Origin of the sequence: Cohnella herbarum (genome assembly GCF_012849095.1) — a bacterium.
GTDB lineage: Bacteria > Bacillota > Bacilli > Paenibacillales > Paenibacillaceae > Cohnella > Cohnella herbarum.
In genome coordinates, this window is the sequence record NZ_CP051680.1 from 1,692,693 (window position 1) to 1,706,014 (window position 13,322).

At 50.0% G+C, this 13,322-nt stretch carries 12 protein-coding genes, 2 pseudogenes and 1 other annotated feature; of the genes and pseudogenes, 2 read left to right on the forward strand and 12 right to left on the reverse strand.

Going from position 1 to position 13,322, the window contains the following annotated elements:
- Positions 1-202: 202 nt before the first annotated feature.
- Complete coding sequence (locus tag HH215_RS07415; RefSeq protein WP_169279314.1) at positions 203-529, forward strand: YnfA family protein; 327 nt, start codon at positions 203-205, stop codon at positions 527-529.
- Positions 530-794: 265 nt separating this feature from the next.
- Here the strand turns inward: HH215_RS07415 and HH215_RS07420 are convergent.
- From HH215_RS07420 to uvrA, 11 genes and pseudogenes are all read right to left on the reverse strand, one after another.
- Positions 795-1,139, reverse strand: a pseudogene (locus HH215_RS07420) (ATP-binding protein); the annotation flags it as partial.
- Positions 1,140-1,270: 131 nt separating this feature from the next.
- Complete coding sequence (gene asd, locus HH215_RS07425; protein WP_169279315.1) at positions 1,271-2,356, reverse strand: aspartate-semialdehyde dehydrogenase; 1,086 nt, start codon at positions 2,354-2,356, stop codon at positions 1,271-1,273.
- 139 nt (positions 2,357-2,495) lie between these two features.
- Positions 2,496-2,754, reverse strand: a binding site (T-box leader).
- A 113-nt stretch (positions 2,755-2,867) separates the two neighbouring features.
- Complete coding sequence (locus HH215_RS07430) at positions 2,868-3,371, reverse strand: DinB family protein (RefSeq protein WP_169279316.1); 504 nt, start codon at positions 3,369-3,371, stop codon at positions 2,868-2,870.
- 57 nt (positions 3,372-3,428) lie between these two features.
- Positions 3,429-3,770 (reverse strand): DUF1801 domain-containing protein, encoded by a 342-nt coding sequence (locus tag HH215_RS07435; RefSeq protein ID WP_169279317.1) that lies wholly within the window; start codon positions 3,768-3,770, stop codon positions 3,429-3,431.
- The gene (locus tag HH215_RS07440) at positions 3,767-4,222 is read right to left on the reverse strand and encodes a YciI family protein (protein WP_169279318.1); all 456 of its coding nucleotides are present in this window, start codon (positions 4,220-4,222) and stop codon (positions 3,767-3,769) included. Before HH215_RS07440 ends, HH215_RS07435 begins: the two co-directional genes overlap by 4 nt.
- A 12-nt stretch (positions 4,223-4,234) precedes the next feature.
- Complete coding sequence (locus HH215_RS07445; protein WP_169279319.1) at positions 4,235-5,506, reverse strand: RNA polymerase sigma factor; 1,272 nt, start codon at positions 5,504-5,506, stop codon at positions 4,235-4,237.
- Complete coding sequence (locus tag HH215_RS07450; protein WP_169284280.1) at positions 5,503-5,937, reverse strand: YciI family protein; 435 nt, start codon at positions 5,935-5,937, stop codon at positions 5,503-5,505. The genes HH215_RS07445 and HH215_RS07450 overlap by 4 nt, the downstream gene beginning before the upstream one ends.
- Positions 5,938-5,982: 45 nt before the next feature.
- Positions 5,983-6,126, reverse strand: a pseudogene (locus HH215_RS37000) (DUF998 domain-containing protein); the annotation flags it as partial.
- A gap of 86 nt (positions 6,127-6,212) precedes the next feature.
- Positions 6,213-7,019, reverse strand: coding sequence for an alpha/beta fold hydrolase (locus HH215_RS07460; protein ID WP_169279320.1), 807 nt, complete (start codon positions 7,017-7,019; stop codon positions 6,213-6,215).
- 298 nt (positions 7,020-7,317) lie between these two features.
- Positions 7,318-8,841: an MDR family MFS transporter gene (locus HH215_RS07465; protein ID WP_169279321.1), complete on the reverse strand. Its 1,524-nt coding sequence runs from the start codon at positions 8,839-8,841 to the stop codon at positions 7,318-7,320.
- Position 8,842: 1 nt separating this feature from the next.
- Positions 8,843-11,347, reverse strand: a complete 2,505-nt coding sequence (uvrA, locus tag HH215_RS07470; RefSeq protein WP_169279322.1) for an excinuclease ABC subunit UvrA — start codon at positions 11,345-11,347, stop codon at positions 8,843-8,845.
- 154 nt (positions 11,348-11,501) lie between these two features.
- Between uvrA and HH215_RS07475 the strand changes: the two genes are divergently transcribed.
- A complete protein-coding gene (locus HH215_RS07475; protein ID WP_169279323.1) occupies positions 11,502-11,996 on the forward strand; it encodes a MarR family winged helix-turn-helix transcriptional regulator in 495 nt (164 codons plus the stop codon).
- Between the two features lie 495 nt (positions 11,997-12,491).
- On the opposite strand, the gene HH215_RS07480 is transcribed toward HH215_RS07475, so the two are convergent.
- Positions 12,492-12,836 (reverse strand): CD3324 family protein, encoded by a 345-nt coding sequence (locus HH215_RS07480; protein WP_169279324.1) that lies wholly within the window; start codon positions 12,834-12,836, stop codon positions 12,492-12,494.
- Between the last annotated feature and the right edge of the window lie 486 nt (positions 12,837-13,322).

Consider the following 13,322-nt stretch of genomic DNA (forward strand, 5'->3'; position numbering starts at 1 on the left):
TGCGGCCTTTCCCCACGCTCTAACCCGGCTCAGCCGGGCTAGGCTAGGCGGATCATCCAACTAAATGTGCTGCAAACCGCTAACAGCGGTCTAATTGGTCCGATTCCGAGGAATGCGTGCTGTAAATTCACTTGCCCCCTATTCAATCACGCACTATAATCAACTGAAAACGTCTAACTTAGTCGGATTGGAGAAATGAAGTTTGTTTTTATCTATTGTTCTATTCGTTATCGCGGGACTGGCCGAAATCGGCGGAGGTTACTTGGTTTGGCTCTGGCTGCGAGAGTCCAAGTCTTACTGGTACGGTATAGTCGGAAGTCTTATTCTGATCGCATACGGGGTTATCCCGACGTTACAGAACTTCCCGTCGTTTGGACGAGTCTATGCAGCTTACGGGGGTATTTTCGTCGTTCTCGCCGTTCTTTGGGGATGGCTCGTCGATAAGAAGGCACCGGATATGTACGACTGGATCGGAGCGTTCGTGTGTATCGTTGGAGTTTCCATCATGTTATGGGCGCCCAGAAGTTGAAGTTAAAAAGAAGAAGCCCTTAACAGGCTCCTTCTTCCGACGGTGGTTGATTGTTGAGTCTCAGACATCACACTTCGCGACAATGGAATCACTTGGGTAAATCCTGTGTTCAGAGATACTCTGCAGCACAACCCCTCGCTTCCTAGGCTAAGTGATTAGATAAGTTCCCCCTGCAGTCCTTGCACCAATTGGCCCAATGGAACCACGCCTCTCTTACACCGTCCTTATTATTTTGCGATAGGAAGCCTAAAATTATTCACGCGGCCTATAGCTTGTCCTTTGATGCCGGTAACCAGCAATTAAAAGTCGTTCCCTCGCCTAGTTGACTCTTTACGCTTATATCGCCGCCCATCAAATGAATGAAACGTTGACTGATCGCAAGCCCTAGTCCCGTTCCCCCGTATTTGCGCGTAGTCGAAGAATCCGCTTGCGTAAAGGGTTGAAAAAGCTTGCCGATTTGATCGGGAGACATGCCGATTCCCGTATCTTCAACGAGGAAACGATATCCCGAACCGTGCGGTTTATCTTCCTTGCTAACTTTGAATAGGATTGATCCCTTATCGGTGAATTTGTTCGCGTTGCTAAGCAAATTGATCAGAATCTGTCTTAGCTTCGTTACGTCGACTGTCTTGACTTCTCCCTTCCATCATCTCCCACATAAAAAAGGACTAACTCCTATCGCATAATCTACGACAAAGTTAGTCCCTTTCTTCAACTTAACAAGACGGTAGAACCTTTTGATTACTTCGGCTGAATATAACCTTCCGCTTTAAGCAATTCGGCGATCAGAACCGCGCCGCCTGCCGCGCCGCGTAACGTATTGTGCGAGAGTCCGACGAATTTATAATCGAACAACGTATCCTCGCGCAATCTTCCCGCCGAAATCCCCATGCCGCGTTCGATATCGCGATCAAGCTGGGTTTGCGGTCTGTTTTCTTCCTCGAAATAAGTGATGAACTGCTTCGGCGCGCTAGGTAAGCCTAACTCCTGCGGACGTCCTTTGTATTGGGACCAACGGGCAAGAATCTCTTCCTTCGATGGTTTGTTCTCGAACGAAGCGAACACGGTAGCCATATGTCCATCGAGCACGGGAACGCGAATGCACTGGGTTGTAATGAGCGGCGCGTTCGCTTTAACGATTTCATCGTTTACGATGCTGCCCCAGATGCGCAACGGCTCCTGCTCGCTCTTCTCTTCTTCCCCGCCGATGTAAGGAATGACGTTATCCAGCATTTCCGGCCAATCGGTAAAGTTCTTGCCCGCTCCGGATATCGCCTGGTACGTAGAAGCAACGATCTTAGTCGGTTTGAATTCAAGCAAAGCGTGAAGCATAGGAACATAGCTTTGAATGGAACAGTTGGGCTTCACGGCGATAAATCCGGTCGAAGTTCCGAGACGTTTTCTCTGAGCCGCAATGACTTCAAGATGGCCGGGGTTGATTTCCGGAATGACCATCGGAACGTCCGGCGTCCAACGGTGAGCCGAATTATTGGAGACGACGGGAGTGCCCGTTCTGGCATACGCCTCCTCCAACGCTTTGATTTCATCCTTCTTCATATCCACCGCGCAAAATATAAAGTCGACTTCGGCGGAAACTTCCTCCACTTTCGAAGCATCCAGAACGATAATATTTTTAACTCCGTCGGGAATCGATCCGGTCAGTTTCCATCTGCCTCGAACCGCTTCTTCATATGTTTTCCCTGCCGAACCGGCGCTGGCCGCGATGGTAGTCACCGTAAACCAAGGATGCTGGTCGAGCAATTGAACGAACCGTTGGCCGACCATGCCCGTTCCTCCGACAATACCGACTTTCAATTTTTGTGTCATTCTCTATTCAAATCCTTCCTATTTGTTTGATCATGGGCAAATAACGAGTCCAAAAAATATGATTTTATCTACCGTATGCGGCAGGCGTTCCCGAGTTCTCTTCGCGACAATAAAAAAAACCCACCCCCAAGACAGATGTCTTAGGGACGAGATTTGAATGCTCGCGGTACCACCCCAGATTCGTTAACATGTCGCCATATTAACCTCTTCAAGTACGGCATTACCAAGTAATGCTTATACTCTAGCCCTGTAACAGGAGCCCCTGTCACGCCATCCCCTTGAGGTTCCGACGCGCTGCTCAGAGTCTTTTTTCAATAATGAACTCTTTACTCCTTTTCAGCTGCCGGAGCTCTCTGCCAAAGACTTCATTTATTTACTCGTCTCTTCGTTGCATTTGTTATTGCGATTATACTATCAAAAAACTTCGCCAAGGTAAACAAAATTTTTCGTGTCCGGTTAGTTATTGAACGTAAAAGTTCTCATCCATGTATGACGAGTACGCCGACATATGCTAGATAGCCGGTGCCGGAGCGCCAAACTCTGCCCACTGCTCTTTCGTCGGGCCGTATAAATCCGGCACTCGGAGTCCGGCTTGACGCATGAGTACCGTCATTTGACCGCGATGGTGAATTTCATGTTTCACGAGAGCGTCCAGCGTCACTCCGTTGGGCCACTGATCGCCGTACATATCGCTCGTTTCTAGCAGATTAGCGTCTGTCCATTGGGATTGAACGGCATCAAGCATGGCTTGCGAAGTCCGCTTATAGACTGCCGCAATTTCCGCTGCGGATGTCGGCACCGCTTCCTCTTCGCCCGGGCCAACGAAAGACAACCCGGTTCTCGATGGCATTTCGTGCAAAGTCTGCGTCAAATGCCACGCAATGCGTCCGAGTGTACGATGGCCGTCCGTTATTTGCCGGCTTAGCGATTCATCCGTTAGCAGCTCCAACGTTCTTAACGTTGCAGCCGTTTCAAACTGCCAAGCTGCGACAAAATCCTCGATATGTTTATACATCCTAACAGCTCCTTAACGTAAATGGAATAACACCAGTATACCATGGTTTGCGCTCAATTAAAGCGAGCTTGAGGATTGGCTCAACCATGACACCAATTGTCCGGATTCAAACGTATCCCCTTTGCGCAATTTCATCGTTTTTCGTTCCGGGGGACCTTCGAACAAGCTATCCGGCACGCTCAGCGCGGCTGCATTAAAGATCGTAAAGCTAACAGCGTCTTTCGAAGTCGAGATGACGGCGGCGTATTTTCCGTTTTTCAAAAAATGGGGTTTCTTATATTGAATACGTTCGTTAACATCAGGTATTGCTTGGAAAACAACGTCGCGTAATTTGGCGGACATTTCCTTCTGCCATGGTTCATTTAACGCATCGATAAAATCGGTAACTTCCTGGTTCATAGTTTGAACTCTCCTTCGGGTATGTTTTGTAACATATTGATTTGATCTTCTAAATCGGCTTCCAGAGCCAAAGCTCTAGGATCGCGTATCGAGTCCGTTTCATCGTTAAGTTTCCGCAGCTCGATTTCGAATGCACCGAATCCTGGCGGTACCGGCATCCTAAGCGCCCAATCCATAGCTTCGGTTTCCGTCCCGACGTCGATCAGTGTATATTCCGCTATAAGCTCTTGATCTATTGCAAAAGGACCGGACTTGATCTCGGGCTCTCCGCCATTCGACGGATAACATATCCGGATCCCGCTGGAGCTTGGCTGACATTGTTCCTCCGCAAGCAATATGCCGGCTTTGGCCAAAACTTTCTTAAACGCTCTTCTGGCATCGTCATATTCCCGGCTGAATTTTACCCCCGCCTCGGAATATCCCGTCGCTTTGACGATCAACATAAATCGCATATCGTTCCCTCCTTAATCCGCTTTCGTTATTTTCGATTCGCATTCCGCGGCCCTGTTCCGTAGTAGCTTCCGCTCGCGATCGTTCTTGGTCATCGAAGCCGCAAGTTCAAATTCCGTACTGGCCTCTTCATACCTTCCAAGCTTCGTCAGAAGATCGCCTCTTACGCTTGGCAGAAGGTGGTATTCCTTAAGGGCCGCTTCGCTTCTAAGCTCATCGACGATTTGGAGTCCGAAGGCCGGACCGAACGCCATGGATAGGGCGACCGCCCGGTTTAATTCGACGATCGGCGATGGCGTTACTCTAGACAACGCTTCATATAGGGCCGAGATGCGTATCCAATCCGTCTCTGCTACAGTCCGAGCCTCGGCATGGCAAGCCGATATCGCCGCTTGCAAGGAATAGGGACCTAGCGGTCGTCCCTGCTTCCGGCTGCGATCCAGCGCCGACAACCCGCGGCGGATCAACAGGCGATCCCACTGAGTACGGTTCTGATCCATCAGAAGTACGGGTTCACCCAACGAGTTTACGCGGGTTTTAAACCGCGAAGATTGAATTTCCATTAAGGCGACCAAACCGTGAACTTCCGGCTCATGCGGAGCAATCTCGGCAAGGACGCGCCCCAACCTCAGCGCCTCCTGACAGAGCAACGGTCGCATCCAATGATCTCCCGAGGTTGCCGAATACCCTTCGTTAAACATCAAATAGATTACCTCGAGGACGGCGGACAAACGACTATGAAGTCGTTCGCCGGTTGGTAATTCAAATGGAACTTTCTCGGCGCTAAGCGTTCTTTTGGCACGGACGATTCGCTGAGCAATCGTCGATTCGGCTACGAGGAATGAACGCGCGATTTCATCCGTCGTAAGTCCGCACAATAAGCGAAGCGTCAACGACACTCTGGCATCTTGCGATAATACCGGATGGCAGGTCATGAAGATCAAACGAAGAAGATCGTCGCCGATCTCTCCGTCCAATACTTGATCTATGTCGTCTTCCGTAAACAAATCCATATTGTGAGCGATCTCTACGTATTTCTGATCGCGCAGCTTAGTCCTGCGCATAAGATCGATGGCGCGACGTTTAGCGGTCGTCATCAACCAGGCCCCCGGATTTTCCGGTATGCCGCTCTCCGGCCATTTCTCAAGAGCAACGACCAGAGCATCCTGAGCCAAATCTTCCGCGAGACCTACATCCCTGACCATTCGCGTCAACCCCGCGATAAGCTTCGCCGACTCCATTCGCCATATCGCGTCGATGGTTCGATGGGTACGGGACGAACTCACGCTTTCTTCCGCTCCTCGACTTGTTTGCGCAGTTCCGTTTCTCTCTCTTGCGTTTTGGAGTCTTCCATAATATCTTCGAATTCGTACACTTGTCTGAGCTCGATCTCACCTTGTCCGTAACCATGCGGATCCGGCATGCGCAGCGCCCATTCGATAGCTTCTTCTCTGGATTTCACTTCGATCAGCGTATACCCCGCGATCATTTCTTTGGCCTCCGTGAACGGACCATCCAGCACTTTCGCTTTGCCTCCGGGCTCCGGATAGGATATCCGAATTCCGCTAGAACTCGGTTGCAGGCCGTCGGCAGCCAATAACACGCCCGCTTTCACCAATTCCTCGTTATATTTCTGCATCGCTTCAATAAGTTCTTGGCTAGGCGGCAATCCCGCCTCTGAATCCGTTGTCGCTTTTACGATCATCATAAATCTCATTTTCGATTTCCTCCTCTTTTTTATATAAACCTGGGCGGCGAACAATCCTGTGACGATGAAATTAGAGCTCTGAATCCAACCCGCATCACCCAACGTTAGAGAACTGATGGCATGAATCTTAATATCGAACCCTTCACGCGTGAAGATTTGAGCAACGGTTATCGCGTAGAACAATGGCGCTGTTATCATGCCGCCGATGAGAAGAAGTTTAATGCCCTATTATTGATCCGTTTTGCGTTTATCGCATGCATAATATTTATCTCCTTCCTATTTTTTCATCCTCCATAAAATGCCGCAAGCTCCGCGGAGATTTTTTTCGCATCGAGCTTCTTCGTATGGCCAAGCCCCTTTTTACTTAGCAGCTTAGCATTCGGAAGCACGTTGGTCAGTCCCTTGGCAGCATGACGCAGCGAAGCGGGACTTTCCGTACCTTCGAGTACTAACGTTGGCATCGTAACCATGCTCCACAATTCGGACGGCAACGGGTTGCCTTCCATAAAACCATCCAATATTTTCGCGTCGTATGGCAACGTGTGAGCGACGGCCATCAGATTCCGCCACACGCCGGGCATCAATCGCATCAAGCCGACTACGAATGAAGGAGCGCCCATTCCTTTGGTCATAAAATACTTGATAGCCTCAGCTCGTCGATCGGCGGCAATCAGCTCCGTAACGTGCGAGACGAAATCTTCAGGCGGTTTACGATCATTCGCTCCGACTACGAAAGGAGGTTCATGTAAGGCTAGTTTTGTAATGTTTAGCCCGCTAGCCGCTGCTTGCAGGGCAAGAACCGCTCCGGATGACAATCCCCAGACATGAGCCGAACCGCCTGCTTCATCGATGATGGCTTGAAGATCTTCAATCTCCCGCGCGAGCTCATAGAGCTGCTTGTCTCCGCTATCTCCTCGGCCGCGGCGGTCGTAGTTGTACACGGTGAAGCTCTTCGACAAAAGTTCAGCGAGTTGTACCTGACCGGGGAACTTCCGGTAGCTGAAGGCACCTGTTACAAGGATGAGAGCCGGCCCTTGTCCGGTCTTGTCGTAAGCGATTTTGGTTCCGTCTTTGGAAGTTACTGCGTGCACGGTATCTCTCCTTAGTTACGATCGAATATCATTTAGTCCTAACAGACTTCGATTCATCTCAATGAAGTTTTCCTCCTTTTTATCGGATTTCCGAGCCTCTATTATGACGACGAACGGCCATCGACAGAATCGACAGATTCGGAAAAAATAATTTTTAAGTTATCAAATAAATTCATGTAGACTGTAAATCTGTAGGGTACGAATAAACGAAGACTTAAACGACAAAACCCCAGAGCAACCTCGGACGAATCCCAATGGATTCGTTCAAGGTTGCTCTGGGGGCTTTCAACTCAATTTGTTAATGCGAAGCCGAATACTCCTTCATCTCTGCCGCCGGGTCGAATCGTTCTTTGCTCATGGCGAACGCGGCAAGAAGCGCAATGACGGACGGGATAATCGCCCAGGCAAAAGTTTGAACGATCGACGAGGACAGCGCCTCCGTAATCTTATCCAGAATCGAATCCGGAATTTGCCCCCGGGTTTCGGGAGTTAAGATTTTGCGAGGGTCGCTTAGATCGACGCCTTTCGGCATTTGAGCTCCGCCGCCGAACATGGCGCCTAGTTTATTCATGAACACATGACTTTGAATGATGCCGAATACCGTAATCCCAAGCGTCATTCCCAATGAACGCATGAAATTGAGCGTCGAGCTGGCGGAACCGCGCTGTCTTGCGGAAAAGCCATGAATCGCCGCATTGCTTAATACGGAGAACGATGCTCCGATTCCCAAACCGACCAGAATCATAAAGACCGTAACGATGAACCGCGTCGATCCCGTCGTTAACGTAGTAAGCAGAGCAATGCCGACGACCAGGAGCGCCAAAGTAGGGATCATGATCGAGCGATACTTGAACTTGGCTAACATGGAGCCGCCGCCCGCGGCCGTTACGACGGAACCTAACATCATCGGAAGCAGGACAAGTCCCGAATTCGTTGCCGATCCTCCTAATACGCCTTGGATAAAGATCGGAATGTAAATAGATGCCGTTATGAACGCCGCGCCGGCAAACATAGCCATGATATTGCTTGTCGCGTAGAGACGGTTCTTGAACATTCCGAAGGTAATAATGGGTTCTTCCGCGCGTCGTTCGATGAAAATAAAAGCAACGATAAGCACCGCGAAAGCCGCGAACAAACCGAGGATCACGCCGGAATCCCAAGCGTATTGCTTGCCTCCAAGCTCTAAAGCGAACATTAAACAGACAATGGATGCAACTAGCGCGAACGCGCCCAAGTAGTCGATCTTTTGTTTGGAATGCTCTACGGACTCTTTGTAGAAGAAAGCAATCATGACGAATGCAACGAGACCAAGCGGCAAGTTGATGTAAAAAATCCAAGACCAATGGATATAATCCGTAATATAAGCTCCGAGAAGAGGTCCGAAAATACTGGATAAACCGAATACGGCGCCGAACAAACCGCCCATCTTGCCTCGTTTATCCGCGGGAACGACATCGAACATGATCGTGAAGGCAATAGGCATTAACGCCCCTCCGCCAATCCCTTGAATCGCGCGGTAAATACTAAGTTCTATGATCGTGTCTGCCGTACCGCATAGCGCCGAACCGACCATGAATACGATGATTCCAAAAATAAAGAAGCGCTTGCGCCCATACATATCCGACAACTTACCGAAGATCGGCATTCCCGCCATCTCCGCTACCAAATAAGCCGAGGTCACCCACATTAATTTGTCGAAGCCGCCGAGGTCGCCAACGATCGTGCCGATAGCCGTGGCTACGATCGTGTTGTCCATCGATGCCATAAGGATGGATAGCAGCAGTCCTCCAAGGATTATGCCCATATTATTTTTCTTTGTCATCTCAACGAATTCCCCTCAAAATCGGTTTTAAAAACTTTCCCGTGTAAGAAGCCGGTACATCGGCGATTTGCTCAGGAGTTCCTTCGGCAACGAGCTTACCGCCAGCCGATCCCCCTTCCGGACCGATGTCGATTACCCAATCGGATTCCCGGATCAATTCCAGACTGTGCTCGACAACGACGACGGTATTTCCGGAATCGACCAGTTTGCTCAATAAAGCATGTAACTGGTTAATGTCCGACGGATGAAGACCCGTCGTGGGCTCATCCAACAGATAGAGAGTATGATTTTTGGAAGGTTTGCTCAGCTCCTTCGCTAATCTAATGCGCTGTCCCTCGCCTCCGGATAAGGTTTTGACAGACTGACACCATTTCAAGTAACCAAGCCCGACCTCGCATAACGTCTCGATCAAACCGGCGATTTTGGTTTCGGACTTAAGAAGAGGCAGGCTTTCCTGAATAGACATGTTCAGTACATCCGATATGGAGAAGCCTTCATAAGTCACCAGGAGCACTTCGTTCGTAAACCTTCTTCCCTTGCAGTCGTGGCACTTTACTTCCAGATCGGGCATGAAATTCATATCCAAGCTCAGCACGCCCAACCCCTGGCAAGTCTCGCAACGTCCTCCCGGCGTATTGAACGAGAAATGCTTAGCGGATAGCTTCCTCGTCTTCGCCTCCGGAAGATTAGCATACAACTGACGTATTTGAGTGAACGCATCCGTATAAGTCGCGACATTCGAACGCTGCATTCTCCCCATTGGCGATTGGTCGATGATTACGATGTTACCGACTTGCTCCATACCGGACATTTCCTTGCATCCTGTCTTTTCGCGGCTTTCAGGGTTCCACCGGGCAAGAATATCGAACACAAGCGTGGATTTTCCCGAGCCCGATACCCCGGTAACCGACACTAGACATCCGAGCGGGAAGGTCACGACAGGGATATCGATATTGCGGGACCGCGCTTGCCGAATCGTGATCTGCCCCCCATTCCCTTGCCTGCGGACGCGAGCGGTTGACTCGAGATTCTCCGCTCTCAAGTAAGCGCCGGTAACCGAAAGCTCGCTTGCCATTAAATCCTCCAAGCTGCCTTGGCCCACAACGTTACCGCCATGCACGCCGGCACCAGGGCCGATATCGATAATATGATCGGCGGCTCTCATCATCTCGACATCGTGCTCGATAACGAGCACGGTATTGCCGAGATCCCGCAATTGCTGAAGCACTCTAATCAGTCCTTGCGTATCCCGAGGATGAAGCCCAGTCGTTGGTTCGTCCAGAATGTACAGCACTCCGGTCAACCCCGAGCCAAGCAACGAAGCTAGACGCATTCTTTGCGCTTCTCCGCCGGACAACGTCACCGTCTGACGGTTCAGGGAAAGATAGCCGAGCCCGACGTCGATAACCCGCTTTAGCCGCATAGGCATATCGTGGAGTATCGGCTTCAGTAAATGATGACCTTCGACGGGCAGCGCCTCCATCAGTCCTTTCGTCCACTCGTATACTTCGCCGAGCGACCAGTCCGACACGTCGGATATGGAACAACCCGCTACTCGAACGAGAAGAACTTCCTTCTTCAACCGAGCGCCGAGACAATCGGGACATAACTGCTCGCGGAAAAATCCTCCCTCCTTCTCCTGGGAGCCGACTTCCCCGTCTTTCTCCTTGTAACGCCGCCATAACCCGGGGATGACCCCCTCGAATTTCGTCCCTTGAATCGGCTTTACGTTCGGATAATGGCGCTTGAAGGCGTCGCTTTCGACTCCGTAGTAAAGCATATCCCGCTGGACTTCGCCGTAATCCTTCAACCGCTGTTGGGGATCGAACTCGAATCCGAAATGTTTGCCGGCGGCCATTAGAATTCGGGTTTGAATATCGCGATGGACGCCGTTCAGAGAGGCAACGCCCCCTTCGCTCAAACTCAGATCCCCATTGAATACCGCCGCTTCATTAATGCTAGCCACATGACCGAGTCCGCCGCACGATTCGCAAGCCCCCTCGGGTTTGTTGAAAGAAAAGTGCGACATTCCCACCTTCACGAGCTCAGTACCGCAATGCGGACAGTCCATTGTCTGACGATCCATCCACTCGTCTTCCTCATCCGGTCTGCCGGATGGTTCGAAAGATGGCGGAATGCTGCCCTTGCAGGAAGGACATTTCCTTTCTCCCAATCTGGCAAAAATAAATCGTACATAAGTGTAGAGGTCGGTTGCGGTTCCTACGGTCGAACGGGGATTGCGATTGGTCGCATGCTGGCCGACGCTAATGGAAGGCGATAAACCTTCGATTGACTCTACTTTCGGCCTGCCGATCGCGTCCGCCATCATTCCCATGGAATCCATGTACTGTCTCTGACATTCCCGCTGAAGCGTATCCATCGCTAGAGTAGATTTGCCCGAACCCGAAGGTCCGGTCAGAACGACCAACTTGATCTTCGGTATTTCGAGAGAAATATTTTTCAAATTATTTTCCCGAGCGCCATTAATGACTATCGTATCTTTCATAAATACTTCTCTCCTCAGTCCAATATCGTTCCCCTTTGCAAATTTATCATCGTTTCGCTAAAATGAACTTAAACAATCATCCGTTTATCAAGTATCTTATTAAACGAATATCTTGATAATCAAGATATTTTTATCTTAAAAGGAGGGGTGTCTTTTGTCAAGCGATCAACAGGACCAACCAACGGAGCAGCAGGAAAATTTCACCTTACGCATGCGCGGTCTGGGTTCTCGAACGGTGCTGTACCAGCAAAAAGTAGCAGCCTCGCTAGGGTTATATAATAACGATTATTTATCCGTAGACATCCTGCGCGAGAAAGGTCCCATCACCGCTGGAGAGTTATCCAATTTAACCGGGCTATCTACGGGCAGTATTACCGCGTTAATCGACCGGCTTGAAAAAAACGGCTTCGTACGCAGGCAGAATGACCCTAACGATCGTCGTAAAGTGATTATTGTCCCCTTGTATGAAAATAGAGAAGAAGTTAGCCGAACGTACGAACCGCTTCATGCGGCAATGATTAGACTGGCCTCCTCTTATAAGGAAGACGAGTTGGCGCTCATTACGCAATTTTTGGACAACGCCAGTTGGGTACTGGAAGAGCAAATTATTCAATTGGGCTCAACGACGCGCGGCAAATCTTCATCCTAATCTTATGTTCTAGCTAAAAAAGCCGTAACCCAAAGTGTAGTCACTTCTGGATTGCGGCCTTTTTATGCGTAATCATTGCCTAAACGCTAATCCTTTCAGCTTGGAGCCTACCCACACCCCGATAAGGCCGCGGACTGTCTGCATCGCGGACATCACCAAGAAAGTCGATCCGAGCCCGAGCACGACCCATAGGAGTGCGGATCCCGTATTCTTGGGCTGGAGCACGCACATCGTCGATCATGATCTTCGTCAGATAGGGAGGAATCAACTCCACGGCCGTGGTCAACATAAGTAGGATGATAGCGACCGCCATCTGCGTTTTATAGGGTTGCGCGTACCGCAACATGCGGAAGAGCACCTTGCCCTTGCTCTTGCAGATCGGGCAGGATTGCGTTTCCTCGGACAGCGGGTTCCCGCAGCTCGGACAATAACGGGGAAATTCTTTCTCCGAAATGTCCGTCGGGCATCAAATCCGTCTTAACGCTAAAGACCGGCTCACCGGATAGTCGGATGCGAATAGGTTCCGGGAGCATACTTTGAATCGCCATGGGTTCCTCCGCCGACAATCGATTGTCTACGTGATTTTATGATGATTTTTCGAATACTCTCGGTGGTCAAATGGTACTTAAGTTCAAGCTCCGCGATAGTCGATCCGTCCTTATGCAAGCGGCAGATCTCCTTGTTGCGTTCCGCCAGCAGCTTTCTCGTTCCGCTGACTTCTCCCCAGCGGGCGCGCTGTTCGTCCAATCTAGGAATATAGACCAGTTCGCCGTTGATATATTTCTGCAGCTCCTTAAGCAAGCTAGGGGGAAGCACATCTCTCCCGTTTTTGTAGATCAAGTTGGCCCTCCTTCGTTTCTAAAGCGTTCGTGGCTACTTTCATCCGTTCCGCAACTGCCATTCCCATATCTTTCATCCTCCTCTCGGTTATTGGTTAATAAAATAACAAAAACACGAACGCAAGGCTCGTGCTCCCCAGATACCTATTCCATTGCACGGACTTCCAGAGCGGACGGTATTCGGTTAGCGTTCTCTCACCTTGTTTGCTTGCGGCATCTTGAATATCCCCTTTCCATTAAATGTAATGCACGGTTACAGTATATAGAAGGCCTTTTCATTTCACAACAGCTTTAAGCGAATTTTACTTTCCGATAAGCTGAAAAAGGGAGGCTTGCGGCCTCCCCCCTAATTGGCGATCCTCGATTAAGAGGAAATCACCTCATATTGGTAGATCAATGCGATCAGCTCCTTTCTTGGAGATTAGTCGGGCCCGACACCTTTTATTGTACGACCGACCGGTCCCTGACGAAAGCGATTAAACGGCTA